Annotated in this window: 27 protein-coding genes and 1 pseudogene; 10 read left to right on the top strand and 18 right to left on the bottom strand. The window is 69.1% G+C overall.

Going from position 1 to position 25,747, the window contains the following annotated elements; genetic code table 11:
- Window positions 1-23: 23 nt before the first annotated feature.
- Window positions 24-602: a mycothiol transferase gene (locus tag KCQ71_RS02855; protein ID WP_223402626.1), complete on the bottom strand. Its 579-nt coding sequence runs from the start codon at window positions 600-602 to the stop codon at window positions 24-26.
- A gap of 106 nt (window positions 603-708) precedes the next feature.
- Between KCQ71_RS02855 and KCQ71_RS02860 the strand changes: the two genes are divergently transcribed.
- Window positions 709-1,959: a VOC family protein gene (locus KCQ71_RS02860; protein ID WP_223402628.1), complete on the top strand. Its 1,251-nt coding sequence runs from the start codon at window positions 709-711 to the stop codon at window positions 1,957-1,959.
- Between the two features lie 24 nt (window positions 1,960-1,983).
- On the opposite strand, the gene KCQ71_RS02865 is transcribed toward KCQ71_RS02860, so the two are convergent.
- Entirely contained in the window at window positions 1,984-2,337 is a 354-nt protein-coding gene (locus KCQ71_RS02865; RefSeq protein WP_223402630.1) for an iron chaperone, read from the bottom strand.
- Window positions 2,338-2,426: 89 nt separating this feature from the next.
- On the opposite strand from KCQ71_RS02865, the gene KCQ71_RS02870 reads away from it, so the two are divergent.
- The gene (locus KCQ71_RS02870; RefSeq protein ID WP_223402631.1) at window positions 2,427-4,310 is read left to right on the top strand and encodes a hypothetical protein; all 1,884 of its coding nucleotides are present in this window, start codon (window positions 2,427-2,429) and stop codon (window positions 4,308-4,310) included.
- Between the two features lie 46 nt (window positions 4,311-4,356).
- Here KCQ71_RS02870 and KCQ71_RS02875 read toward each other — a convergent pair whose 3' ends face one another.
- Window positions 4,357-5,115, bottom strand: coding sequence for a class I SAM-dependent methyltransferase (locus KCQ71_RS02875; protein ID WP_223402633.1), 759 nt, complete (start codon window positions 5,113-5,115; stop codon window positions 4,357-4,359).
- 160 nt (window positions 5,116-5,275) lie between these two features.
- Between KCQ71_RS02875 and KCQ71_RS02880 the strand changes: the two genes are divergently transcribed.
- From KCQ71_RS02880 to KCQ71_RS02895, 4 genes are all read left to right on the top strand, one after another.
- Complete coding sequence (locus tag KCQ71_RS02880; protein WP_223402634.1) at window positions 5,276-5,653, top strand: hypothetical protein; 378 nt, start codon at window positions 5,276-5,278, stop codon at window positions 5,651-5,653.
- A gap of 116 nt (window positions 5,654-5,769) precedes the next feature.
- Window positions 5,770-6,294 (top strand): pyridoxamine 5'-phosphate oxidase family protein, encoded by a 525-nt coding sequence (locus KCQ71_RS02885; protein WP_223402636.1) that lies wholly within the window; start codon window positions 5,770-5,772, stop codon window positions 6,292-6,294.
- Window positions 6,295-6,459: 165 nt separating this feature from the next.
- Window positions 6,460-7,254 (top strand): class I SAM-dependent methyltransferase, encoded by a 795-nt coding sequence (locus KCQ71_RS02890; RefSeq protein WP_223402638.1) that lies wholly within the window; start codon window positions 6,460-6,462, stop codon window positions 7,252-7,254.
- Between the two features lie 392 nt (window positions 7,255-7,646).
- Window positions 7,647-8,660 (top strand): GlxA family transcriptional regulator, encoded by a 1,014-nt coding sequence (locus KCQ71_RS02895; protein ID WP_223402640.1) that lies wholly within the window; start codon window positions 7,647-7,649, stop codon window positions 8,658-8,660.
- A gap of 41 nt (window positions 8,661-8,701) precedes the next feature.
- On the opposite strand, the gene KCQ71_RS02900 is transcribed toward KCQ71_RS02895, so the two are convergent.
- From KCQ71_RS02900 to KCQ71_RS02910, 3 genes are all read right to left on the bottom strand, one after another.
- Window positions 8,702-9,283: a GNAT family N-acetyltransferase gene (locus KCQ71_RS02900; RefSeq protein WP_308116595.1), complete on the bottom strand. Its 582-nt coding sequence runs from the start codon at window positions 9,281-9,283 to the stop codon at window positions 8,702-8,704.
- 394 nt (window positions 9,284-9,677) lie between these two features.
- Entirely contained in the window at window positions 9,678-10,325 is a 648-nt protein-coding gene (locus tag KCQ71_RS02905) for a response regulator (RefSeq protein WP_223402642.1), read from the bottom strand.
- Window positions 10,322-11,470, bottom strand: a complete 1,149-nt coding sequence (locus KCQ71_RS02910) for a sensor histidine kinase (RefSeq protein WP_223402644.1) — start codon at window positions 11,468-11,470, stop codon at window positions 10,322-10,324. The genes KCQ71_RS02905 and KCQ71_RS02910 overlap by 4 nt, the downstream gene beginning before the upstream one ends.
- A gap of 230 nt (window positions 11,471-11,700) precedes the next feature.
- On the opposite strand from KCQ71_RS02910, the gene KCQ71_RS02915 reads away from it, so the two are divergent.
- Window positions 11,701-12,102, top strand: a complete 402-nt coding sequence (locus tag KCQ71_RS02915; RefSeq protein WP_223402646.1) for a DUF6326 family protein — start codon at window positions 11,701-11,703, stop codon at window positions 12,100-12,102.
- Between the two features lie 101 nt (window positions 12,103-12,203).
- On the opposite strand, the pseudogene KCQ71_RS27850 reads toward KCQ71_RS02915, so the two are convergent.
- Window positions 12,204-12,521 (bottom strand): annotated as a pseudogene (locus KCQ71_RS27850) (VOC family protein); the annotation flags it as partial.
- A 91-nt stretch (window positions 12,522-12,612) separates the two neighbouring features.
- The gene (locus tag KCQ71_RS02925) at window positions 12,613-12,921 is read right to left on the bottom strand and encodes a hypothetical protein (protein ID WP_223402648.1); all 309 of its coding nucleotides are present in this window, start codon (window positions 12,919-12,921) and stop codon (window positions 12,613-12,615) included.
- 251 nt (window positions 12,922-13,172) lie between these two features.
- Between KCQ71_RS02925 and KCQ71_RS02930 the strand changes: the two genes are divergently transcribed.
- Window positions 13,173-13,589, top strand: coding sequence for a YunG family protein (locus KCQ71_RS02930; RefSeq protein ID WP_223402650.1), 417 nt, complete (start codon window positions 13,173-13,175; stop codon window positions 13,587-13,589).
- 125 nt (window positions 13,590-13,714) lie between these two features.
- Window positions 13,715-14,605: a carbohydrate kinase family protein gene (locus KCQ71_RS02935; RefSeq protein WP_223402652.1), complete on the top strand. Its 891-nt coding sequence runs from the start codon at window positions 13,715-13,717 to the stop codon at window positions 14,603-14,605.
- A gap of 33 nt (window positions 14,606-14,638) precedes the next feature.
- Here the strand turns inward: KCQ71_RS02935 and KCQ71_RS02940 are convergent, their stop codons facing one another.
- From KCQ71_RS02940 to KCQ71_RS27510, 3 genes are all read right to left on the bottom strand, one after another.
- On the bottom strand, window positions 14,639-15,217 hold the full coding sequence (locus tag KCQ71_RS02940; protein WP_223402654.1) for a dihydrofolate reductase family protein: 579 nt from the start codon (window positions 15,215-15,217) through the stop codon (window positions 14,639-14,641).
- Between the two features lie 85 nt (window positions 15,218-15,302).
- Window positions 15,303-16,028 carry a DEAD/DEAH box helicase family protein gene (locus tag KCQ71_RS02945; protein WP_223402655.1) on the bottom strand — a complete coding sequence of 242 codons (726 nt, stop codon included), beginning with the start codon at window positions 16,026-16,028 and terminating at the stop codon, window positions 15,303-15,305.
- Between the two features lie 47 nt (window positions 16,029-16,075).
- Window positions 16,076-16,942, bottom strand: a complete 867-nt coding sequence (locus KCQ71_RS27510) for a GNAT family N-acetyltransferase (RefSeq protein ID WP_223402657.1) — start codon at window positions 16,940-16,942, stop codon at window positions 16,076-16,078.
- Window positions 16,943-17,069: 127 nt separating this feature from the next.
- Between KCQ71_RS27510 and KCQ71_RS02955 the strand changes: the two genes are divergently transcribed.
- Entirely contained in the window at window positions 17,070-17,555 is a 486-nt protein-coding gene (locus tag KCQ71_RS02955; protein ID WP_223402659.1) for a GNAT family N-acetyltransferase, read from the top strand.
- 39 nt (window positions 17,556-17,594) lie between these two features.
- Here KCQ71_RS02955 and KCQ71_RS02960 read toward each other — a convergent pair whose 3' ends face one another.
- From KCQ71_RS02960 to KCQ71_RS02990, 7 genes are read right to left on the bottom strand one after another with little or no spacing between them, the layout of a single operon-like run.
- Window positions 17,595-18,002, bottom strand: a complete 408-nt coding sequence (locus tag KCQ71_RS02960; protein WP_223402661.1) for a VOC family protein — start codon at window positions 18,000-18,002, stop codon at window positions 17,595-17,597.
- The gene (locus KCQ71_RS02965; RefSeq protein ID WP_223402663.1) at window positions 17,999-18,283 is read right to left on the bottom strand and encodes an ArsR/SmtB family transcription factor; all 285 of its coding nucleotides are present in this window, start codon (window positions 18,281-18,283) and stop codon (window positions 17,999-18,001) included. The genes KCQ71_RS02960 and KCQ71_RS02965 overlap by 4 nt, the downstream gene beginning before the upstream one ends.
- Before the next feature lie 45 nt (window positions 18,284-18,328).
- Window positions 18,329-19,339 (bottom strand): GNAT family N-acetyltransferase, encoded by a 1,011-nt coding sequence (locus tag KCQ71_RS02970; protein ID WP_223402665.1) that lies wholly within the window; start codon window positions 19,337-19,339, stop codon window positions 18,329-18,331.
- Between the two features lie 23 nt (window positions 19,340-19,362).
- Window positions 19,363-21,741 (bottom strand): ATP-binding cassette domain-containing protein, encoded by a 2,379-nt coding sequence (locus KCQ71_RS02975; protein ID WP_223402667.1) that lies wholly within the window; start codon window positions 21,739-21,741, stop codon window positions 19,363-19,365.
- Window positions 21,742-21,759: 18 nt separating this feature from the next.
- The gene (locus tag KCQ71_RS02980; protein ID WP_223402669.1) at window positions 21,760-22,173 is read right to left on the bottom strand and encodes a VOC family protein; all 414 of its coding nucleotides are present in this window, start codon (window positions 22,171-22,173) and stop codon (window positions 21,760-21,762) included.
- Between the two features lie 5 nt (window positions 22,174-22,178).
- Window positions 22,179-22,622, bottom strand: coding sequence for a helix-turn-helix transcriptional regulator (locus KCQ71_RS02985; protein ID WP_223402671.1), 444 nt, complete (start codon window positions 22,620-22,622; stop codon window positions 22,179-22,181).
- A gap of 57 nt (window positions 22,623-22,679) precedes the next feature.
- Window positions 22,680-25,724, bottom strand: a complete 3,045-nt coding sequence (locus KCQ71_RS02990) for a hypothetical protein (RefSeq protein WP_223402673.1) — start codon at window positions 25,722-25,724, stop codon at window positions 22,680-22,682.
- Window positions 25,725-25,747: the final 23 nt, after the last annotated feature.

Here is a 25,747-nt window from a genome sequence, read left to right on the forward strand (position 1 = left end):
CCGCCGTCGGGCAGTGCTCTTCGTCAGCCGGCGTGGCCGCTGACCGGTGTCCACCTGGCCGGCGGGTCCTCACCGACCCGGCCGTCGACCGCCTCGCGGATCAGGTCCGCGTGCCCGGTGTGTCGGCCGTACTCCTCGATGAGGTCGAACAGGAGCCGGCGCAGGGTGGCGTGGCCCTCCGCGCCGAAGTCGAGGGCGGTCGGCTGGTCCAGCCCGCCACGCTCGAGCGCTGCCGCGATGCGTGCGTCCGAACGGGCCACGGCACCGTCCCAGAGGGCGTAGAGCTCGTCCGGGGTGTGCCCGGTGGGGTCGAGCGTGAATGCGTGGTACTCAGCATCCTCGGGCCAGATCGACTCCCACGGTTCGCCGATCGACACGCCGGTCAGCTTCACCGTGAACATCGAGTCCTCGTCCGCGGCGAGGTGCTTGAGCAGCCCGCCGAGGGTGAGGGCCGAGGAGGGTATCCGGTGGGTGAGACCGGCCTCGTCGAGGTCGTCGGCCTTCCATCGGAACGTCGTGCGCAGGCGCTTCAGGGTACCGAGCAGGTGCTCGACCTCGGTGCCGGCGAGCGGCGGTTCCCAGGGGTAGTCAGCAGTGGTCATACCCGGCAGGCTAGGTGGGGATCCGGACGTTCGTCGTCCGCCACTGGCTCTATGGTCGGAACCGGTGACGGTGGGGTAACCGTCGAACACGGCGCGGGAGACAACCATGGCTCAGGTCGACACATCGGGGTTCCGTGACGCGGAGGGCACCCCGGACTGGCGGGTGGTCGACGGCCACCCGAGCACCTGGTTCGAGGCGCCGTCCCTGTCGGCAGGGGCGGAGCTGGTCGCGCGGATCGTGAGCGTGGCGGCGGGCGCCGCGGTGGCGATCGACCTGCGGGCCGGGGGAGTGCGCGTTCGCCTCGGGGGGCGGTCAGGGGCATTCACCGGCGAGGACGCCGAGGTTGCCCGGGCGGTCTCGGCGGCCGCTCGGGACCTCGCGCTGGTGGCCGACCCGGCGGCACTCCAAGCGGTTCGGCTCGTCATCGACGCGTCGGACCGCGCGACCGTGCTTCCGTTCTGGCGAACCGTGCTCGGCTACGGGGCCGATGGCGAGGACGCTCTGGCCGACCCGCTCGGGCGTTGGCCGGTCGTCTCGTTCGCACCGCAGGACCCGCTGCGGCCCTTGCGCAATCGCATGCACGTCGATGTCGTCCGCGTCGCCGAGTCGGTGACGGCCGCCCGCGAGGTGACCGGGCAGGTGCCCCACGGTCCCTTCGGCCTCGCGCTCGCCGACCCCGACGGCAACGTGGTCGACCTCGTTCCCGGCGGCAACCTCGGCGACCGACCCGAGACCTCCGACTGGCGGGCGATCTTCGGCGCGATGACGCACTACCGCACCGACTCGCTGGTACAGGGGAGCGCACTCGCCACGGCCGTCGCCACCCTCGCCGACGAGGCCGGCGAACCGCTGCTCGTGGACCTGCAGCCCGACGGTGTGACGATCGACAGCGGTAAGGACCAGTTCGAGGACGCCGACGGCGGGACTCGCGCCGCGTTCGTCGAACTCGCCGCCGCGATCCAGGCCGCGGCCCGTGACCTCGGGCTGACCGCCGCCCCCGACCAGGTGGGCTTCGTGCAGTACGGCATCGACGCCGTCGACATCCCCGCCACGCGGGCGTTCTGGACGGCCACGCTTGGCTACCGACCGGACCCACGTGCGCACCTCACCGACATCTACGACCCGCGCCGGCTCAACCCCGTCCTGTTCTTCCAGGATCTCGATCCCGCCGATGTGGAGCGTCGCCGTCAGCGCGACCGGCTCCACCTCGACGTGTTCGTGCCACGCGACCTGGCCGAGGCCCGGGTCGAGACCGCGGTCACCTCGGGCGGGCGAATCGTAGGGGAGCAGGACGGACGATGGACGGTTGCCGATCCGGAGGGGAACGAGCTCACCTTCCGCGCGGACGGGGCCTGATCACCGTTGTGACCAGAGGGTCGCTCAGGCTTCGATCTGCGCCTGGCGGGCCCGGACCAGCGCGCGGACTACGGCGTCGGGCAGCGGGTGCTCGGGCTGGTAGCGGATGGTTCCCTTGTCGAGCCCGATGCCGGGATGCTCCGCCAGGGCGTCCGCGACCGCGGACACCGCGGCCGGGCTGAACGGATAGACACCGATGTGCTTCTTCGCTCGCATCACCGACACCAAGGGCTTGCCCCGGTGGACGAGCGCGGGCATCCCGTAGCCGAGGCCCTGCTCGGCGTCCGGTACCTGCTCGCGCGCAATCTCGTAGATGCGTTCGACGGACGGACGGTCGCCGGGATCGAGCCCGGCCAGCAGGTCATCGACGGTGCCCATGTCTCATCCTGCCACCGTGACGAAGGAGGGCATCGTGCCGGAGGCGGCAGGTCCGTCCCATGGGAAGTGGCTGGCGCTAGGCTCCCACCGTGGCCGACGCCGATATCGAGTCCATCGACCTCATCGCACGGATTCCCGACTTCCTCCAGACGCTCGCGCGCCTCGACTCCTCGATGCCTGCCAGCATCGAGCAGGCCCTCGCAGACGCCGGTCTGGACGAGGTCGCGGACCGGGATCCGCGCCGTAATGCTGTGCGGCGACACCAGCACATCGGATTCGATCGGTCTGGGGACGACGATCCGGACGCCTTCCAGCGTCGTCTTCGCGGCGCGATCACACGCAAGGTCGGCAAGCCGTCCGGCACCGACAAGCGATGGGACGTGGGCGGTTGGGCGGTCCTGGCGTCCTGCCGCGCCAGGTCGGTCTCGCTGAGCCTGCACGCCCAGTTCTCCATGTCGGACCTGCGTCGAGCGGCCGGTGCCTGGCTGGCCGGTGCCGAGGTCGGGCAGTGGCTCGTCGAGCACGGGTTCGTCGACGCCGACGCGAGGCCGGACGACGAGGGTCGTTGGCCGCGCTCGGAGCACAGCCTGACCCGGGCGTTCGTCACGTCCCGCGCAACGGGGGAGACGCGGGTGCACTTCTTCATGGAGCCAGGCATCCGGCCACCGGGAGCGAAGTCGGCGAACGACGACGAACGGTTCCAGCAGACGTTGGAGTTCCTGGGCGAGATCCCCGGTGCGGCCTCCACGGGAGGCACCTGGCGCCGGAACAGCCGCTCCTTCTCGATCCGCCGGATGCGAAGCTACACGCGCTCGATCGACTTCGGCGACGCGCCCGAGGGGCGGGTCGTCGCACCGTTCGGGGGCACCACCGTGACGATCGATGCCACGCCCGAACCAGTGCCTCGCGAGGCTGCTTCGCTGTTGCGCCGGCTCTCGGACCTGCGTGGACTCCCGTTCGAGGAAGTCCGGAGCCGGTTGATCGCCGAGGGGGTGGTCACGCAGGCGCCGACACGGGAGCTGCCCGGGACCGTGGCCCTGCTGGACATGCTCGGACGGGATGTCGAGTTCGGCCTCGTCGACGGGCGCGTGGCCCGCTCGATCGTCCAGGTCGCACCGGAGTCGAAGGACGCCCGGGAGGCCATCTCGACGGCCTTCACCGAGGCGTTCGGAGAGCCGGCCGCCCTCTGGACCTGGGCCGTGGGACCGACGGTCACCTCGTTCGCGAACCTGAAGACGGGCCCGCCGGGCTTCGAACGCTACCGGGCGCAGGTGGCTGAGCCGACGAGCGCTCTGTTGGCCGCGGCTCGGTCGTGGCTGCTCGCGGATGAGGCACTCGGGCACCACGAGGTGCGCGACGACTGGCACGGCCGGTGTCTCGGCGCCGCCATCTCCGGCGAGGTGGTACCCGCCGTCGTCACCGGCCAGCCGATCTGGCGCGTGGACGACCGCCTGTTGTGGCTGGAGGCGAACCGGCTCGTCGGCGCGCTCAGGCCGAACTGGCCCAGCTGGGCCACCACCCTGACTGGTGGTGCGACGACGGCACCGATCTCCGGTGTGGACCTGGCTCGGTTCGCGCACCTCATGTCCGGCTGGCGTGCGCCGGGTACCGCGGAAGTCGTTGCCGCCGTCACCGAGCTCGGCTGGGCCACGGGCGATCCCGACACTCTCACACGGTCCCGCAACGGAGCCCTCACCGTTGGGTTGCGGCGGCCGGCGGAGGGCAGCATCTTCCTGGCACCGCGCGAGGTCGGGGGGCCACTCAGGGCGTGGACGCTCACGGTGGCGCGAAACTCGGACGCGGCCTCGACGACCGCGGCACGCGACGACCTGCACCGAGCGCTGGCTCCGTATCGGGACACCGGGCGGCCGAAGGGCTGGCGGATCGGCGCGTTCCTCGTGGTCTGTGAGGAACACCGCTACCGGCATCTGCCGGCGCTGAGCCTGAGGGGGAGCGTCTCCCTACCTCGATGAGTGCAGGACCGGGGTCGACGGCGTCCGTCCGGTCTCGCTTCGCCGCTCAGTCGGTGCCGGTCCGATCCGGCACCACCGCGGACACCGCTAGCATCGTGGGGATCGTGGCGAACCAGCGCTCGTAGGCGCTCCATTGGTCGTCGGAGCGTGCGTGACGAGGCAGGGTGGGCGGCTCGACGAGCCGGCGCACCAGGAGTCCGTGCCGTGAGAGCACCTCGACGTAATCCTCGAGCGGCCGGTGATAGTGCTGGTGGCCGCCGAACGACTCGACCCACCATTGTGCCGGTTCGCGGTATCCGGTGACCGTGCGTGACCACGGGGGAGGACTGTCGCTGGGAGAGGGGGCCTGGTTGTAGAAGGCCGGGTGCAGGATCGTGAACACGAACCGCCCCCCAGGTCGCAGCGCCTTCGCCACGGCGGTGATGATGGGATCCAGGACCGGGAGGTCCATCAGGACCATGTGGCAGACGACAGCGTCGTAGGCGCTGTCCTCCACCGGCACCTCGGCGGCGAGGTCGCGAACCTCGAACCCGACGTCCGGGTGGTTCCGCCGGGCGGTCTCGATCAGGGCGGCACTGCCGTCCACGCCATCGACGGCCGCGCCGTTGTCGTTGAGCAGGCCGGCGAGCCAGCCGTGCCCGCAGCCGAGGTCCCAGATCCGCTTGCCGGTCACGTCGCCGATCTCCTCGGCAAGGAACGGGGCGAGCCGGCGGTAGAAGGAGTCCGCGTGACCACCGATCGTCGCTGCGTACGCGGCGGCTATCGCATCCCATCGGACACGGTCGGCGTGGGAGTCGGCTGCCATCGCCACGAGGCTACTCCCGGGCTGGACCTCGCTGCCGCCCGATCCCCTCCGAAAGTAGGTAGCGAGGGCGAGGACGGCCTGCGCACCCTGGACGGGCAGGACCGGGTGGTCGCGCAGAAGGGGATCACCGGGAACATCCGAACATCGGAGGGAGCGAACCATGCGAAAGACGACACACAGAGCAGCAACGGGAACGATCGCAGCGGCAGGCCTGGCAGCGGTGGCGGCCTTCACGGCCGCACCGGCGAGCGCGGCGGACTACTGCCTCGAGGTCGAAGCGGCCACGGCCTGCTTCGAGAGCGACGGGGACATCTTCGCGCTCTCCGACACCCAGGTGGACGGGCTGACCCCGATCCTGCAGTGGGAGACCGAGTACGGACGGGCCGGCGAGGTCGTGTTCTCCGGCAGCAGCACCTGGGAGGTACGCAACTACAACTTCGCCGAGCAGCACGACGTGTACTTCCGGATCGTGTTGATCGATGGCACCGGGGACGTCGTGGACGGCACGTCATGGGAGGGGGCACCGATCGGCGCCTGACCCGTTCGCTACGGACCTGCCGGGGTGTCGCTCGGATGTCGAGAGTGCGACGCTGTCTCCGTCCCAGGTACACCAGCGGCCATGAACGGGCCGCCCGACGACGGAGGAGGACCACCATGACGAGTCCACGGATCATGCAACCGAACGAGATCACCGAGGTGCTGGACCGACCGATCAGTCAGGAGCTGCTGGCCCGCGACCTGACCCGCCTGGCGTACGTCGCGAAGGACGGTACACCCCGCAATGTCCCGATCGCGTTCACCTGGAACGGCGCGGAGATCGTCATCTGCACGACGAAGAACGCACCGAAGATCCCGGCCCTGCGCAACAACCCGGCGGTGGCCCTGACGATCGACACCGAGGTGCACCCACCGAAGATCCTGCTCATCCGCGGGCTCGCCGAGCTGGACTTCGTCGATGGCATCCCGGACGAGTACCTGCGGGCGACCAGCACCTACGAGATGACCGCCGAGCAACGGGTCGAGTGGGAGGCGGAGGTACGTTCGCTCTATCGCGACGGCATGGTCCGGATCGTCGTGACCCCGAACTGGGTGAAGCTGATCGACTTCGAGACGACGCTGCCGAGCGCGGTCGAGGAACTGGTCCGACAGCGCGCGGAACGTCAGGCGGAGGACGCCTGAGGGCCCGCTCCACAGCGGTGGCGACTGCGGCTCGCCGTTGGTGTTTCGGCATCCCAGGCCATCCCGACGATCTCCGGTCGAGCCGAGCGACGAAGGCCAGGTGCGTGTCCTGATGAACGGTACACCAGATCGCGAGTTCCGCCGTGAACTCCTCAGCCGACGGCTATGTTCTGTGTCGTGGCTGCGTCAGATGGACCTCAGCACCCGACGAGTCCTCACCGGGCACGTGGTGCGGACTCGGGCCAGGCATGGCTGGAGCTCGCGCCGGACTACGAACGGGCCCGAACAAAGGAGGATTCGCTGGATCGGTTGGTCGAGTGGCCAGCGCAGCGAGACATTCTGGGCGATGTCACCGGGCGGTCGGTGCTCGATCTCGGTTGCGGCAACGGCGGCAAGCTCTCCGAGTTGGTTCGAGACGGTGCAACCGACTCGGTCGGTGTCGACATCAGTGGCAACTTCCTCAGCGCCCAGCTTCCTGGTCTGGAACTCATTCAAGGCGATCTCTCCGAGTTGGATTCTGTGCCCGGGCTTGCCGGCCGCACGTTCGAGCGGATCCTGTTCCTGCAGTCCTTCGGCTACGCCAAGGATCCAGTTCGCACCCTGCAGGTAGCGCGGGGGATGTTGGCTGACGACGGATTCATCCTGCTGACGAGGACGCAACCGATCCGATACGCCCTCGAACGGGCGGCGAAGAACGGGACCTCATTGGGGGAGGAGTACTTCTCGACCGCCCAGTTCTCCTACGTCAGCGGCTGGAACGACGAGATCGCCCTCACCAAGCGGCCCTACACGATCTCCGATCTGATCAATGTGTTCAGTGCGGCAGGGCTGTGGATCGAGTCCGCGACCGAGCCTCAACTCTCCGAGGACGCCCGACGCCGCTATCCGCACAAGCAGGCGTGGATGAACAAGAACCTCGGCATCCTGATCTTCAAGCTCCGGCCGCATCCCGGCCCGTAGCCGCATCTTGAGCGCCCGCTAGCGGAGTGCAGGATCGCAGTGAGGCGCCGATCGGTCGGTCGGCGGGGAGGGGCGCCCGAAGGAGGGACCTTTCGTGATCTGGCCAGCCGGCGCTCTCGCGGCCGGTCGACCGGCAGCCTGATGATTGATGTCGTTGCGGTCATCGGAGATGCCGCCGGCAGATTCTGGGGGTTTGTGCCAAGCGGCTGTCGTGGATCGCGCCCACCGCTCGACGTCTCCGGAGAGCAGTCGGTCGGTCAGCCAGCCGACCGCGATGAACACGCCGATCGCAGACACCGAGATGAGTACCTGGAGCACCATGCCTCTCAGTGTCAAGAGACCCGCCCCGGCGCACCAGTGGCAGCAATGTCACTATTCGATAGATTATTGCCATGGGTGAATCTGGCTCACGTCGACATCGTGTCGCAGTCCTGGCTTTCGACCGGGTGCACAGCTTCGACCTGGCGATGCCGCTCCAGGTGTTCACCACGGCCCACGGAGCCAAGAAGGCACCTGGTGAACTCTTCGGCGACCGGCTCTACGACGTGATGGTCTGCGGCGACGGTGAAGGGCTCGCCATCACCGGTGTCGGCGACATCGAGATGTACCGCTACACGCCCGCTCGGCCGTTGGCCGATGCGCTGGATGCCGACACGATCGTGGTGATCGGCAGGCCGCGCCTGCAGGACCCGCCGGAGTCGGTGCTCGCGCTACTCAGGGAGGCGCACCGACGAGAGATCAGGATCGCCTCGATCAGCGCCGGCGGCGGCCAGGTCATGGCTGCTGCCGGACTGCTCGATGGACGTCGGATCGCCACCCACTGGTCCCGCGCCGACGTGTTCGCCGCGCAGTTTCCCGAGGTCGTGGTCGACGTCGACGTGCTGTACGTCGACCACGGCGACGTCCTCACGTGCGCGGGGGGAGCCAGCGGCATCGACCTCTGCCTGCACATGATCCGTGAGGACTTCGGTGCGGCAGCCGCGGCCGAGGTGGCCCGCCACATGGTGGTGCCGCCGCAACGGAGCGGTGGGCAGAAGCCGTACGTCGTGCACCCCGAACCAGAGGACGATCGCGGCGTGCTGGAGCCGACCCTGCGGTGGCTACGGGGTCGTCTGGACCAACCGGTGACGTTGACGCAGATCGCCGCCCGGATAGGCGCCAGCCCGCGGACAGCGAATCGGATGTTCAAGGAACAGACCGGCACGACGCCGGTGCAGTGGCTGCTGCGCCAGCGCGTGACTCACGCGCAAGAACTGTTGGAGACCACGGACCTGCCGATCGAGTCGATCGCCTCGCATTGTGGATTCGGTACGGCGATATCGATGCGACAGCATTTCGCCCGCCACGCCGGGACCTCACCAATGGCGTACCGACGCACCTTTCGGGCCCCTGACTCGGCGTCGTGACGGGTTTGCGGATCAGGTTCAGTCATTGCGGTTGGGCAAGGTCAGGCCGGCTGGACCGTCCGACGCATGACCGTGTTCTTCAACCCCTTGGCGCGGACGAACTCGAAGCCGGCTTGCTCGTACATCGCGCGTGTTCCGTTGTAGACGAACGAGTTGCTCATCCTCTTCTCACCGATCTCGTGCGGGTAACCCTCGACCACACCGCCACCCTGCGCTGCGATCAGATCGAGCGCACCGGCCAGAGCCTCCTTGGCGTAGCCCAGCCTGCGGTAACGCTTGTCGACGAATATGCAGGTGATGCGGTAGTCGGGAATGACGTCGGCCTCGGCAAGGTACTGCTTGCGGTGATGGATGTTCGGCAACTCATCCGGAGTGCCGTACTCGGCCCAGGCGACCGCCTCATCGTCGACCATCACCAGCGCAGCATGGGCCTGGTCGGTTTCGACGAGCCGCTTCTTCAGCTTGCGGCTGCCCTCGTAGCCTGGCTCCCGCTCGGAACAGTCGGGGTGGAAGTAGGTGCACCAGCAGCCGCCGAAGATCCCGTTGTGACGCTCCACCAGGGCAGCGAACGCGTTCCACGTGTGAACAGTCAAGGGCTCGATCGTGTACTCATCCATCACCATGCCGCCAATCGAAGCACGTTGGACGGACGATCTACGTCCGCATCGTCGGCGCGCGCCGACTCGCTGCATGCTTGAACAGGTCAGATGCCCGCCGACGCCGGGAGATAGAGGGGGAGGGGTCCCAAGGCGGAGCCTCTGATGTCCTGTCGCATGGAGGATGGCATCTGCTAACTGCGGGATGCCAAATGTCTGCGATTAGTAGGCGGCAGGGCCGTCTCATGCGCCTTGGCATCTCCGTACGCGGGCGTGCCCCAAGGCGGAGGCGCAGCCTCCCCCGGCAGCTGCTCCGATAGCAACGGGGGAGTGGCTTACTACAAAGCTGGTCGATATGCGCGCGAGCCGTTGTGTGACGCCATGGGGGTCGCAGCAAGCGGCGGCGGTAGCCTTTGCGGCGTCAGATGCGGCCGGTCTCGTGGGCCCACATGGCGACCTCGACACGGTTTCGGGCGCCGACCTTTCGCATGAGGCTGGCGAGGTGGGCTTTGACGGTGCTTGGGGTGATGTAGAGCGCGCTAGCGATCTCATTGTTGGTGCGGCCTTGGGCTACCGGCACGAGGACTTCCTCTTCGCGGGCGGTGAGCGGTTCTATCGGCTGCCTCGGTGGCGAGGTCTGTGCGTGGGCGAACGCTGCGAGCAGTCGGACAGTCACGCTGGGTGCGATCAGTGCGTCTCCGTCGGCGGCGGCGTGGATGGCCTGCGTCAGCAGGGCGGGTCCGGCGTCCTTGAGCAGGAACCCACGGGCGCCGGCTTTGAGCGCCCCGTGGACATACTCGTCGAGGTCGAAGGTGGTGATGACCACGATCGGCAGGGGGTCGGTGACGTCGGGGCCGGCGAGGCGTCGGGTGGCTTCGATGCCGTCCATCAGCGGCATTCGGATGTCGAACAAGCCGACGTCGGGGCGCAGCTGGTGCGCCAGGCGGACTGCCTCGCGCCCGTCGGCGGCCGCACCGACCACTTCGATGTCGGGTTGGGCGTCGAGCAGCATCGTCAGCCCGGTGCGCACGATGGGCTGGTCGTCGGCGATGAGTACCCTGATGCTCATCGTGACGTCCCGGTTCGGGGCAGGACCGCCTCTACCCGCCAGCCACGCTCGGCGGCGGGACCCGCGTGGAAGGTGCCGCCGAGTAGTGAAGCGCGCTCCTGCATGCCCACGAGGCCGTAGCCTGCTGGGGCGCGGCCGCCTGCGGGGGAGCCGTCGTCGTGGATGGTCAGCCGTACCCGGTCGTCGTCACCTGTGACGGCGACGGTGACCTGGGTCGCGTGGCGGGCGTGCCGTCGAGCGTTGGTGATGGACTCCTGGGCCAGGCGGTAGATCGCGGCCCCGACCGCCGGGCTGAGGTCGTCGAGCTCACCGGAGAGCGTCACCTCGACGCAGGGACGCGTCTGGCCATCGGTGGCGAGCTGTTCGACCTCGGCCACGCCGGGCTGCGGCGCGAATTCGGTGTCCTGCGTGGCGCGGAGCACGCCGACGATGGCGCGTAGCTCGGTGAGGGTGCGGGTCGCCGCGTCCTCGATGATGGTCAGGGCCTCGATGGCACGCTCGGGGTGGGAGGCCGCGATGGCACGTCCTGCTTGGGCCTGGATTGCGATGCCCGAGACGTGGTGGGCGACGGTGTCGTGGAGTTCACGAGCGAGTTGTTCCCGTTCGCGGGCCTTGGCCTGGTCGATGTCGCGGATACGGATCTTCGCGCGATAGCGGATCGCGGCGCCGAGCGCGGCCGCGAACAGGAAGAACGCGTACCCTGCGACCGCCTCCGCCAAGCTGGTGGGGTCGGCGCCGTGGGTGGTGATGGCCAGCCAGACCAGAATGACGCCGAGTCCGCTTGCGGCTTCCCGACCGGAGCCCCACCGGAACAGGGCGTAGGCCAGGATCAGCACCGCCAAGATGCTGTCCAGCAGGGGGCCTTGCGCCCCGGTGAGAACTCTGACGACGTCGACGATCGTCAACGTGCCGAAGGAGACCGCAACCGCGACGAGCGGGTGCGTGCGTCGCCACAGCAGGGGGCCGAGGACCGCGAGCGCCGCAAGCAGCAGCAGCGGGCGCGGCGCCAGGTCCTCGCGAAGAACCACTTCCACCACGGACCAGCAGACCAGTACTGCCACCAAAGCCCAGTCCCGCGGCCCCCGGGCCTGGGCATTCGTGGGTCGCGGTTCGGCCCACAGCGAACGGAGTGCGTTGGTGGCCATCTGATCAGCCTAGGCAGCCCCGCGTCTCGGCGTATCCGCCGAAAGTACAAGAGCTCGGCTGTGCCAACGGCCAGGTCGCATCAGGCTCCGGGGCTGATGTACCCGCCGCCGGCATCCGTGAGGGTGGAAGCGCCCACCCGAACAAGCCAAGGAGCATGGTGATGAGAACACCTCGATCCCACACAGCACCAGAGAATCCGCCGTCTCAGAGCACGCTGAAAGATCTGCGCATGCCCGTGCAGGCCAAACTCGCAGCAGCATGGACCAGTTTCATGTTCCTCTACATCTACGTCGACTACCTCGCGCTGTACAAGCCCGGCGCCGTCGACGACATCCTGGCCGGCATCGTCCACGAGTTCGACCTCGGCCCAACCTTTGTCGCCAGTGCGCTCACGCTCATGGCCATCCCGATCCTCATGATCCTGCTCTCCACGACGCTGCCCGCCCGTGTCAACCGCACCATCAACCTCGTCGTAGCAGCGCTCTACATCCCCGTCTCGATTTACAACGCGGTAGGGGAGTCCTGGACCTACTTGTACTTCTACGGCCTCTCCATCGGACTCGAGGTGCTGCTCCTGGCCTTCATCCTGCGCTGCGCCTGGACCTGGCCACTCCGCACTGAACTGACATAATGTACATTATCGGCGTAGCCCGAGTGGACCAGAAGTGGATGCAAGCTGCAACGCTCGCTCGTGCCGATGAGCTGGCTGGTCAAGTCCCGAGTGGGCCAGGCGATCACGCAGAACAGGTTGCCGTCGGGATCAGCCAGGACGACGAAATCGGCATCGTCGGGATAGTCCCAATCCACCCTCCGAGCGCCGAGCGAGATCAGGCGGTCGACCTGTGCCCGTTGATCGGCCTCGTCGTCGGCCCAGAGATCGAGGTGGGTTCTGTCTTCGCCGTCTAGGTGGAGCCGAGTGCCACCAGAACCCTCGGGCGCCAAGAACGCCGGGTTGTGCGGTTGCCTCGTGTACCCGAGTGCTGCCGACCAGAACGCCCCGGCCCGGTCGACGTCCGACACGTTCATCACGACGGCTCCGATTCTCAGCATGGATCAAGCCTGACGCGTCGGGGGCGACTCGTCCAGTGATCTGCGGCAGATGCTGCCCTGTCGCTGGCTCCCGCGCTCCAGGTCGACACCATCACGCGTGCCAGCTGACCCTGACGGCCGGCTCCGTGCCGTGGCGCTGTCGGTAGGCATTGACGATCTCGTCCTCGGCGACCTGCTCGCCGGCGGCGACACGGCCGAGGAAGGGCACCACCCACAGCGCGCCGGCCTGCGCGAAGGCCTGCTCCCATCGTTGCTGCAAGCCACCGGACTCCGTGAGGACCTCCTCCAGCCACATGGCGCCCCCAGACCCGAGATGGCCGCTGCCCTCGGAGATGGTCACGACGGGCTCCGCACCACCCAGCCACAGGCCGACCACGACGGGCTCCTTGAGATGCCCCATGTTCGAGGCGACTCCCCTCGGCTTCGGACTGCTAGCGAGCGTGATGACGCGCGCGCCTGCGGGGAGGTACGGGGATGGGCGCGCCGTGCTCATCCTCCGCAGATCTGGTTGATGACCTCGTCCGACGGCTTCTTCGACTGCTGGAACCCAGGCACGACGCCATTATCGCCGTTGAGACATGACCGAGTACACCTCAGGTCACGTCCTGCCGGACCGTCCTGCATGCGGCGACCATCGATAGCCTGCCGTGTGTGACCGCCGTGGACCTGATCGTGCTCCGGGAGGCCGTCGAAGCGTCGTGGAGTCGCCGGACGTCGTACCGCGGCGTCTGGGACGAGCGAAATCCTGCGCTCGGACAGTGCTATCCGACGGCGCGCGTCGTCCAGCACTTCTTGCCGGCCGCCGACATCGTCAGGGGCTCGGTGTGGACCGGCGTCAGGCAGGAGGTCCACTTCTGGAACGAACTCTGTGTTGGGCTTGACCTGATGGCGATCGACCTCACCTGGCAGCAGTTTCCGCCCGGTTCTGTCGTGGCGTCTCGACAGACGCTGAACCGGCTCGAGTTGGGCGACACGCCGCCGACCGTCGCCAGGTGCGACCGGCTGCTGACCGCTGTCAACGCCCGCCTGAACCAGATCGTCACCAGCGAGAACCCTGCGACTACTTGATGAAGCCTCGATAACAATCGCCGGTCACGGCAGCGAGAAGCCGAGCGGCTTCACCCGCAGTTCGGTCGAAACTTCCCGGACCTCTCCCCCGATCTGGCTCGACGGCTCCGCCTACCCTTGGGAGCATGGCTGACGTCGAAGTACTGGGACCAGCCTCGTGGAACACCCTGGTGCACCTGGACGAACTCCCCGAACCCCGGTCTCAGACGGTGTTCGCCAGGGCCTCCTTCGAGACGCTCGGCGGCACGTCCGCGGGCAAGGCCCTGCACCTGGCCGATCTCGGTCGCTCGTTGCACCTGACCACGCTGGTCGGGTCCGATGCCGCGGGAGGATCGGTGGCCCACGCGCTGTCCCGCGCCGGGATCGATTACGAACCGATCACCGTCGGAGGGCCGAGCGAGCGCCACGCGAACCTGCTGACCGAGCGCGGCGAGCGGGTCTCGATCTACCTGTCGGTCCCGAAACTTGATCTTGACGCCGACGTGGTCGCCTCTCGCCTGGCCGCGCGAGTGCACGATGCGCGAGCGGTCGTGGTCGACCTGGCCGGATGGACCCACGATGTCGTCACGCTCATTGAAGCCCGACGCGACCTCGTCTGGACCGACCTGCACGACTACGACGGGCAGGCGCCGTTCCATCGGCCGTTCATCGAGCGCGCTTCACACGTCTTCATGAACGCCGACGGTCTGCACGCGCCGGGCGACCTCATGCACGAGCTGGTCGACGGCGGAGCGAGCGTTGTCGTGTGCACGCTCGGTGCCGAGGGTGCCCGTGCCGTGGACGCCGGGCACCGGGAGTGGCAGGTCGCGGCGGTGCCGGTCGAGCGGGTCGTCGACACGAACGGCGCCGGCGACGCTTTTCTGGCCGGGTTCCTCGACTCGACGCTCGACGGTGCTGACGTCGGTACGGCCCTGTCAGCGGGTGCCAGGCAGGCGGCCCGTGCCCTGAGTTCGTGGCACCTCAGCCCGTTGCTCGACGACATCTGCGACGGTCCGACACCCGGGAGGACGTCATGACCTGACGTGGCCGCACACTGCCGTGCGGGGACGTCACCCCTTCCGAACGCGGTAGCGCAGGTGCAGCACGCGGTTGCCCTGGACCACCGCGTGCGGGTCTTCAAGCAGGTGCTGGCCGTCGACCGGCCCGAAGTAGCGCTTCCCTGAGCCGAACACGACCGGGACGACGTCCATCGCCACCTCGTCGACGAGACCAGCTGCCAGGGCCTGGCCGCCGACGTCCCCGGCGCAGAGGGCGACCACACCGTCGCCGGCGCGCCGGCTGGCTTCGGCGATGGCATCCGGGACGTTGTCGAGGAACGGGACGTCGGCCTCGGGATGCCACCCATCCGGTTTCGGCCGGTGGGAGACGACCACGAGGTGCTCCCCCGCCGGCGGCTTGGCCTCCCAGCCGTTCGTCAGGTCGAACAGGTGCCTGCCCATGATCGTTGCCCCGATCGAGTCCCACATGGGCCTCGTGTAGTCGTAGGACGCCTGCGAGAGGCTCATCCCCATGTGCTCCAGCGGCCGGTCGCCGTTGAAGTACCAGTCAAAGAGCGGGCCGACGGCGTCGTCGTCAGCCGCGACGAACCCGTCGAGGGACACCACTGCGTGCATGAGTACGGTTGCCATGCCTGGATAGACCGGACCATCGACCGGGACTCATCGGAGCGGCCGACGAGAACGAAGGGCAGCTGCGCGCACCCGCGGCGGACGCTCACCTCTCGGTCGGGAGCCGGAGCGCGCCGAGGGCGATCACGTCACGCGCCCACGCCACCACCTGCTGAGCCACCTGCTCAGGCGTCGATCCGTCCGTGTCGACGACGTGGGCTGGCCAGCGGGGGTCGCCACTGCGCCACTCGTCCCATCGCTCCCAACGCATCGGGACGGAGCTCTCAACGCGAATGACCTCCGGGTGGAAGGTCGGGTCCACGGCGTGACCGTGGGACCACTCACCGAACGCAACGTGATGTTCGAGACTGTCCTCGGGTTCGCCGCGTTCCATCAGCCGGGCTCGACGTACCTCGGGTGAGCAGTGCAGCACGCAGGCAGCGATGCCATCGAGCCGATCTGCCGACGGCGCGGCCAGCAGTTCGCCGACCGGAACCTGACCGCACAGCAGAACGTGGCTGCCTTCATCCTGGGCGGCGAGGGCCCGCTGGACCCACTGCTCGATCACGGCATGTCGCCACGCCGTGTCGGCGTCCGGAGGCACACCCACCGAGTCGAACTCGACACAGGTGACCGGCTGCTCCCAGTCCGTCGCGGTGAGGTGCGCCAGCGTGGTCGACTTTCCTGCACCGCTGGCGCCCGTCAATGACAGCAACATCAGATCTCGTGCCGATCGACGCAGTGGAACTGCTTCATCCAGACAGAGTAGGCCGCGTGTACATGGGAAATGCGCGGGCTCCGGGACGCGAAGCTCCCGGTTCACAGCGTTCACCGGCCTGGATCGGGTCGGTGCTCCGCGAAACGGCTGTCGGTGAGTCCCTACTCGCGAGCCGTGCGATACCAGGTGGCCGTGGAAGTCTGCCGGAAACCGACGCCGTGATACAGGGCGCCCGCCGACTGCGTCTCGTATGAGACCTTCACCCGCTCGGCGCCTCTCGCAGCGAGTCGGTCGATCCCCGCGGAGAGCATCGCCCGGGCGAGTCCTCGACGCTGGTAGCCGTCCTCGACCCGCACGGGCTCGACCAGTCCCACCTTCGTGACCGGATCCAACCAGAAGAGCGCATACCCCGCGGTCCGTCCATCGGCGGCCTCGACGGCCAGGTCGAGCGTGTGGTCGTAGAGCGAGCACTGTTCCAGGCGCCGTGCGATGCCTTCGCCACTCCGGTGACTCATCGGGTGCGGCGCGTCCGAACGTTGCGTGCGGTCGACGAGCGCGAAGCCCGCAGCGGGTGGCGCGACCTCGGGCCCGTCCGACGCCACCATCCAGGCGGTGTTGTCGCGATCACCGGGGGCGAGACCCGAGCGCTCGGCCAACCCGCGAAACACAGGATCGTCATCGCTCACGGGCACCTCGAACCCGATCCCGCAGTGCTTCCCTGCATGCTCCAGGGCACGCTCCCACAGGTCACCGGGTTCGAGGCCCGACGCGTGCGGGACGGCGATCGGATCACACTGCCAGGTCTCGCCGGCCCAGGTCGTGAGCAGGACGCCGGCGACCGGCCCATCGTCATCGAGCCAGAACAGCTTCTCGACGTCGTCGGAACGTCGTGGACTGCGCCACCACCACTGGACGTCCGCGGCCTCCCAGAGGCCCGCCGTCGGATCGGCTCGTCGGGCGCGCTGCAACAGGCTCGTTGCCAGCTCCTGGGCGCGTGGCCCGGCGGCACGGATCTCTCTGACGGACACGTCCCTCTCCTCCCAGTGGCCACTCCCTCGTGAGACCGTACCGATCAGTACCTCGCCAGGGCTCATGGATATCGTCGCCGGTCACGCCTTCCAGGGGCCGGGCGCCTCCGTCTGTCACGATGGTGAGGTGACCGAAACGACACATGACGTCGATGTGCGCCCGGCTCGCGACGACGAACTCGGCCTTGTGGCCTCCCTACGGTGGCACTGGGTTCACGGCCAGCCCTACGGCGGGGCGAACCTGCCGAGTCTCGACGACTACGTCGCGTCAGCCGTCGCCTGGGCTCGCGCCCACAGCGACTCGCACGTCGCGTTCGTCGCGCGATCGTCCGGCAGTGCGATCGGCATGGCCTGGCTGGCCCTTCTCGAACGAGTCCCAGCACCCGACCGGATGCAGCGACTCAACGGCGACCTACAGTCCTGCTACGTGCTGCGGGAGTTCCGCGGACGTGGCGTCGGGAGTCGGCTCGTCGCGGCGGTCCTGCAGGAGGCCCGACGCCGAGGGTGTGAACACGTGACCGTCCACGCATCTCCACTGTCGGTGCCGATGTATGAACGCGCAGGTTTCGAGCACAATCCCGAGCTGTTGTGGAGCGCCACCGACGGACCGTGAGCCGGCCGGAGTGGGTAGGTCCACTCCCCCGCCGCCGGGTCAGCCGGCGGCCACCGGCTCCGGCTTCATCGCGATGATCTGCACGAGATTGCCGCAGGTGTCGTCGAAGACCGCCACGACGGCGGTGCCGATGTCCGTCGGCGGCTGGGTGAACACGACACCACGCTCGGTCAGGCGCGTGTGCTCTGCCTCCACGTCATCGACGGCGAACTGCACGAGCGGGATCCCGTCCTCGACGAGCGCAGCCCGGTACGTGCGCGCCGCCGGGTGGTCCGACGGCTCCAGCAGCAGCTCGGGACCGTCGGGGACCTCCGGCGACGCTACGGTCAACCAGAAGTTATCCCCGAGCGGGATGTCGTGACGTTTGGTGAAGCCGAGCACGTCGGTGTAGAAGTCGAGCGCGGCGCGCTGGTCGTCGACGAAGATGCCGGTCAGTTCGATCCTCATGGTTCGGTCCTTTGTCCGATCGGCCACCGCCGCGCGATCTCGGCGAGTGGCTCTGGGGTGAAGTAGTGGTACTTGGAACGCCCGCGTCGCTCGGTCCTGATCAGCCCGGCCTCCTCGAGGACTCCGAGGTGCTGCGAGACCGCCTGGCGCGTCAGGCTGACGTCGTACCGCGCCGCCAGGATCGAGCAGATCTCGAAGAGTGTCTGCCCGTCCCGGGTGGCCAACTGGTCGAGGACGAGACGTCTGGTCTCGTCGTCGAGGGCGCGGAACACATCAGCCATGCGGCCACTATAGGCAAGCAGACGCTTGCCTATCAAGTCCGGAACCTAAGAACTCAGGTAGATATGGTCGACGCCATCCTCCCCGGGCTCGTCCAGATCCGGGGCCCTGCTGAGTCCGACCCTGAGTGCGACGTTCGCACTCGCGTGATTGGCAGGCCGCACCCGTGCCACCACTGGCAACTCCGGGTAGAGCGCGCGTGAGCGGGCCACTGCCGCCCGGGCGGCCTCCGTGGCGTAGCCCTTGCCCCAGGCGCTCGGATCGAACCGGTACAGCAGATTCATGATCGGCCGGCCCCCGAGCGTCATCGCCTTCACCCCGCAGATCCCGATGACCGTCGGGTCGTCCTGTCGACGCACCGACCAGTAGCCGATCCGATGGTCGCGCCATTGACGCTGCCAGCGAGCGAGCAGTTCCCGGGCCTGCGCCTCGTCGGCCAATCGATCTCCCGGGTTGTGCATGATCGCCAGGTCCTCCTGGTGGACGCGCAGAATCGCAGGAATGTCGGACTCGGTCGGCACTCGAAGCTCGAGCCGCTCGGTAACAAGGCTGCTCTCGGCGACCTCGTCGTGGGCGGTGGCGCGGAGTTGCCCGAGTTCGTCATCCCAGCCGAATCCCGGCGTCAGCCCCGGATCGGTCAAGGGCCGGAAGGACAGCCGGAACAGCATCCCGGAGTCCTCCTCCCCCGCACTCACGACGTGCTCCCACCGGTCCGGCGTGGTGAGCGGGGCGGTCAGCCGGTAGTAGTGCCGGATCCGCGACGACGCCGCCTCGTCGTGCCAGAGGTGCGAGCCGAGGTGCCGCGCGGGTCCCGGCACGCGCAGGCCGGTCTCCTCGAGGAGCTCCCGGATCGCCGCGTCCGCAGGAGCCTCGCCCGGGTCGACCCCACCTGCCGGCACCTGCACGCCCGCGGTGGGGTAGGACTCGGTGTGTTCCAGGACGAGCACCTCGTCGGCGCGCCGGGTCAGGTAGATCAGCACCTTCTCGCGCCAGCCGTGGCGCCGCGCCAGCTCCCTCGCACGGTCGAAGGACAGAGGTTCGGAGGCTCGGGAGGGCATCGAAGCACCGTGGCCGGCGTGAACTACGAGACCAGCTTTCCCGCACCGACGTAGTCGGCGAGATGCTCGGCCGTCAGCGTGGACCCCTGCGCCACCAGATCGGCCGGCGTGCCCTCGAAGACGATCGCACCGCCGTCGTGCCCTGCCCCCGGGCCCAGGTCGATGATCCAGTCGGCGTGAGCCATGACGGCCTGGTGGTGCTCGATCACGATCACGGACTTGCCCGAGTCCACGAGCCGGTCCAGCAGCGCGAGCAGTTGCTCGACGTCCGCCAGGTGCAGGCCGCTGGTCGGCTCGTCGAGGATGTAGACCTCGCCCTTGTCCCCCATCTGTGCGGCCAGCTTGAGGCGTTGCCGCTCGCCGCCGGACAGCGTCGTGAGCGGCTGTCCGAGGCTCACGTAGCCGAGGCCGACGTCGTCGAGGCGCACCAGGATCTTGTGCGCCGCCGGGATCCGGGCCTCGCCCTCGCCGAAGAACACCTTCGCGTCGGCCACCGGCATCGCGAGCACCTCGCTGATGTCGCGGCCGCCGAGGTGGTAGTCCAGCACGGAGGCCTGGAACCGCTTGCCCTCACATTCCACGCAGGTCGTGGCGACGCCCGCCATGATGCCGAGGTCCTGGTAGACCACGCCGGCGCCCTTGCACGCCGGGCAGGCGCCCTCGGAGTTCGCGCTGAACAGCGCGGGCTTGACGCCGTTGGCCTTCGCGAACGCCTTCCGGATCGGCTCGAGGAGCCCGGTGTAGGTGGCCGGGTTGCTACGCCGGGATCCGCGGATCGCGGTCTGGTCGATGGTCACCACACCGTCGCGCCCTGCGACCGAGCCCTGGATCAGGGAGCTCTTGCCCGAGCCGGCGACCCCGGTCAGGACGGTGAGCATCCCGAGCGGGATGTCGACGTCGACGTTACGGAGGTTGTTCGTGTTCGCTGCGCGAACCTCCAAGGCGCCCGACGGCGTCCGTAGCGAGTCCTTCAGCCTCGCCCTGTCGTCGAGGTGCTTGCCCGTGATGGTGTCGGCGGCGCGCAGACCCTCGACGCTGCCCTCGAACATCACCTCTCCCCCGGCGGTGCCGGCCCGCGGCCCGAGGTCGACGACGTGGTCGGCGATCCCGATGACCTCCGGCTTGTGCTCCACGACCAGGACCGTGTTGCCCTTGTCCCGCAGCTGGAGCAGCAGCCGGTTCATCCGCTGGATGTCGTGCGGGTGCAGGCCGACGCTGGGCTCGTCGAAGACGTAGGTGACGTCCGTGAGCGATGAGCCGAGGTGGCGGATCATCTTGGTGCGCTGCGCCTCGCCTCCGGAGAGGGTGCCGGAGGGCCGGGCGAGGCTGAGGTAGCCGAGGCCGATGTCGACGAACGAGTCGAGGGAGTCGCGTAGGGACTCCAGTAGCGGGCCGACCGAGGGCTCGTCGAGCTCGCGCACCCATTCGGCCAGGTCGCTGATCTGCATGGCGCACGCGTCTGCGATGCTGATGCCCTTGACCTTCGACGAGCGCGCTCCCTCGTTGAGCCGGGTGCCATCGCACTCCGGGCAGGTCGCGAAGGTCACGGCCCGCTCCACGAACGCGCGGATGTGCGGTTGCATGGAGTCGACGTCCTTGACGAGGAACGACTTCTGGATCTGCGGGATCAGACCGAGGTACGTCAGGTTGACGCCATCGACCTTGAGCTTCGTGGCCGGCTTGTAGAGCAGGGCGTCCAGTTCCTTCTTCGTGTACTTCCCGATCGGCTTGTCCATGTCGAACCAGCCGGAGCCGCGGAAGATGCGGCCGTACCAGCCGTCCATGGAGTAGCCGGGGATCGTCAGGGCGCCATCGTTCAGGGACTTCGTCTCGTCGTACAGCGCGGACCGGTCGAAGTCGGTCACCGCGCCGCGGCCCTCGCACCGGGGGCACATCCCGCCCACGACGGCGAAGTCTCGTCGCTCCTTGACGGTCTCGCCGCCCCGCTCGAACGTCACGGCGCCCGCGCCGCTGATGGAGGCGACGTTGAAGGAGAACGCCTGCGGGGATCCGATGTGCGGTTGACCGAGCCGGCTGAACACGATCCGGAGCATCGCGTTCGCGTCGGTGATGGTGCCGACCGTCGACCGCGGATTGGCACCGATCCGCTCCTGGTCCACCAGGATCGCCGTGGTCAGACCTTCGAGCAGGTCCACGTCAGGCCGCGCCATGGCGGGCATGAAGCCTTGGACGAAGGCGCTGTAGGTCTCGTTGATGAGCCGCTGGGACTCCGCCGCGATGGTGGCGAAGACCAGCGAGCTCTTGCCGGAGCCGGAGACCCCGGTGAACACCGTCAGCCGTCTCTTCGGGAGATCGACGCTGATGTCCTTGAGATTGTTCTCCCGGGCACCGTGCACGCGGATCAGGTCGTGGCTGTCGGCTGCGTGCGCGGCGGTGTTCATCGGTGTCTCCAACGCTGTCTACTTGCTCTCGAAGATGCGGATCATGTTGCCGGACGGGTCCCGGAACGCGGCGTCCCGGACCCCCCAGGGCTGCTCGGTCGGCTCCTGGACGACCTCGCCGACGGTACCGGCCTGGACCTTCTCGAACGTCTCGTCGAGGTCCTTGGTGGCGAGGTTGATCCCCGCGAAGGTGCCCTTGGCCATCATCTCGGCGATGACCTTGCGCTCGTCCTCGGTGATGCCCGGGTCGGCCGCCGGCGGGTGCAGCACGATCGACGTCTCGGGCTGTCCCGGAGGACCGACGGTGAGCCAGTGGAGGCCCTGGTACTCGACGTCGTTGCGAACCTCGAAGCCGAGCGTGTCCCGATAGAACGCCAGCGCGGCGTCCGGATCGGTCTGCGGAAGATATGCCTGGTGAATGGTGATGTCCATGCGCCTCACGTTAGTTCCGGCGTCGGTGCGGGCGCTTCTCGATTCCTGATCGGTCGGGCGACTCGTTTCGCGACGCACGCCGGGATGCCGGCCGGCGGCCCGGCATCCTCGCTCCGATAGACGCTGGGCGGCATGCCCACGAGTTCGGTGAACCGGGTGCTGAACGTACCGAGGGAGGAGAACCCGACGGCGAAGCACACCTCGGTCACGGAGCGTTCGCCCACGCGCAGGAGCGCCATCGCGCGCTCGATGCGTCGGGTCATCAGGTAGCTGTACGGCGACTCGCCGAACGCGGCCCGGAACTCCCGGCTCAGGTGACCGGACGACATGTACTCGGCCTGCGCCAGCGCGTCCACGTTGAGCGGCTGGGCGTACTCGCGGTCGATCCGGTCCCGGATCCGTCGCAGTCTCTTCAGGTCGCTCAGCCGCTCCGCTTCGTCCTTCGGCACTCGCTAGATCCTGCCACGTTCGCCCGTACTTTCCCAGCGTGTCGCCGGCCGGAACGGTCAGTGGCGGATCGAGCGGGCCCGGTCCGCGGACAGGCGTTCCAGCACCTCGGCCAGGGCTCGGTGGTAGGCGAACGCACGCGGATATCCCGAGTGCGCCATCACCCCGAACAGATACCCGCCTCGATCGCGTTCCTCCGCGCCGCGATCGATCTCGTTGTCGCGGTAGGAGTGGACCGGGAGCCCGAGCGGGTCCGTGCGCCGCCAGAGATTCAGCCACGCCGGCTCGTCCCGTCCGGCACCGGTCAGCAGGGCGGTCAGGGTGTGCTCGCCGGTCGGAGTCGGGTTCACCGGGCGAATCGGGTCCACCGGGGGCAGCGGGGTTACCCGGTCGCGGCGCCAGGGGTCCGCGGCCAGGTAGGACGGTGCCCGGCACGGCGGGTTACCGGTGGCCACCGAGCCGAGCAGCTCCGGGAAGTAGCGTCCGAAGAAGCCACGCACCTGGGTGCCGTAGGTGAGCAGGCCGATGCGGGCGGTCGCGGGATCTCGCGGTCGCGCGAGCAGGACCGCGACTGCCAGCACGGCACCGAGGGAGTGCGCCGAGAGCACCACCCGCCGGCCGGACGGCGCTGCGAGGGAACGCCCGTCGGCCTCGGCACCGCCGAGCCAGGCATCGATGCGGCCCCGGAGTTCGGGCACCACGCGCTCCGCATAGCAGGGTGGTCCGAACGGGTGCGCCGCCCGCGGCAGGAAGCAGATCATGTCCCAGAGGATCCCGAGGGGTCGGGCACCGGTGCCGGCCGCTCCCGCGAGCATGGCACCCAGTAGCACCAACGCCGCGGCGCCGACCGCGCCGACCGCCCAGGTGGTGATGTCCTCCGGCAGCGCCCAGGGTGGCAGCGGTACCCCGACGAGCTCCGCGCCGGTATTCGCCGCCCCGGCGCGCCCCCATCCGTCTCCGGTCGACTCCGCCGACGCGAGGGGCCTCGGCACTCGCGTGAGCAGAGTGAGCGCGAGCGCCAGCGCGGCGCCGCCGGCCACCCATCCGACCACGGGCTCGGCGCGCTGGATCGCTGCCGCCACCTGTCGCGAGCGCTGGATCTGCGCGTCCGCGGCACTGCCGCTGCCGTCACCTTTGGCGCCGCCCCGCCGCGCGTTCCTGCGCTCGCTGCCGCGGTCGGGGGCACCACGCTCGCCGCGGTTGGGGTCCACCCACACACGCAGCGCTCCCGGCACAGACCGGGTGCCCACGACCGCCTGCAGCGCGGGCGGGATCACCGCGACCACCAGTACGGCCAACGTGAGGAGCGTTGCGAGGCCGAACTCCGCGTAGGCCTGCGGCGCCGCCAGCGCGGCAGGCCAGTCCGCCTGGGCACGAGCGAGCTCGCCCACCGTGGCGAGTTCCGCCGTCGGGAGGGTCAATGCGGAACCGGCCGCGACGGCGAACGTGGCCCGTGGACCGGCGCCGTTCAGGAACGCCTCCGTCCCGAGCACGACCAGCGTCGAGAAGATCATCGCGGCACCCCCGGCGAGGAGCAGGAGCACCCCTGGGCCACCCCCGGACCAGCCCTCGCCCGCACCGGACGGGCGCCGCAGGGCCCTGCTCACCAGGGCGAGCAGCGCAATGAGCGCCACCACACCGGCGCCGAGCAGGAGCACGGCCCAGTCGGTCGCGATGCGCAGCAGCGCGAACCCACCGCACCCGACCGCACCGACGGCCAGGAGCGGCACCCACAGACGCGGCCGCAGCCCGCCCCGCCAGCCGAGTGCCGCGACGGCGATCCCCAGGAGTGCCGCGACGAGCAGTACCGGGATCGCCTCGAGTCCGGCGTAGCCCGCGGACGACTGTGGCGCCTCCAGACGCCACGTGGTGACAAGTGCACCAGTGAACACGGCCAGCGACGCCAGCAGCAACCAGCCGGACTGGACTCGGCGGCCACGTCCGGCGCTACCGACATCCGGGCTCGCCTCCGACCCGATGCAGACCCGGGCGACGACCCAGGCGAGGATCACGATCGCGACCGCCCCGAGCCCGGCCGGCAGCGGGCGCTCCCCCGCCGCCGCGACGGCGCCGTCGGTGCACGCGCTCGTGAGGGCGCCGGTCAGGCTCCGGCACGCCGGGACGGTGCCGAGCACGCCGTCCCACGCGAGCACTGCGGTGAGCATGGAGGCGGCCGCCGCCAGATGGAGGCGACCCGTGGTCACGGTGAGCAGACGGTGGCCCCAGAAGCCCGGCATGGCCAGGACCGGAACACCCGGGCTCGGCCCCGGAACCGGTTCGGCGGGTCGCGGGGCGAGCGGGACCGCCACCGCCTGGCCCGGGCCCCCAGGCCCGTCCGCACGGGCCGCCGACATCTGCTCCTCGTAGCGGACCTGGCCGGTCAGCGAGATCAGCCAGAGCGCGACGACCGCGAGGAGCGGCACGAGGGCGAGCAGCGCCGTCCGGGCCCCGGGGTCCCAACCGGCCATGGTCTGCGCGAACCCGGGCAGCCGCGCGCACGCGAGAGCGACGTCCACCTCGGCTCCACCGGCCGGCGCGGGCACAGTCTGGGCGGCCGGGAAGCACTGCCCGGCGAGCAGGCCGAGGGTGACCGACGCCGTCGACGCGGTGAACAACAGCGTCAGGAGCAGCGAGAACACACGGACACTCGCCGCTCCGTTGCCGGCCCGCCAGCCGGCAGATCCGCGGGGCAGGCGGCGGGTCCAGTACGCGACGTTCGCCAACCCGAACGGGATGAGCACGGTCCACCCGACCCGGACCAGACCACGGGCCAGTGCCCCGATCAGGCCCCACCCCGGCACCGTGGACAGCCGCGCCATCGCACCCCAGGAGTAGGCCTCCCGGCGCGTGTCCGGCCGGATCGCGTGCACGTCCTCGGGTGGCAGCGCGCGGTCCCGTTCGGCGGCGGCGTCGGTCGGCACCCAGAAGCTGCCCAGCGCATCCCCGCGCGACTGCAGGATCTCGGCCGGCGGCAGGTCGAGGAGCACCGCAGGAGGCGTGTTGCCGATCCCGTGTACCCGTAGCTCAAGCACCGAGATGGTGGCCGGCCGGTCCGTCTGGCCGGTCCTGCCCCGTCCGGGCCGGCACCTGTTGCGCATCGTCACGCTCCCGACCCTGATGTCGAACC

This window comes from Occultella gossypii, from assembly GCF_019947135.1.
GTDB lineage: Bacteria > Actinomycetota > Actinomycetes > Actinomycetales > Beutenbergiaceae > Occultella > Occultella gossypii.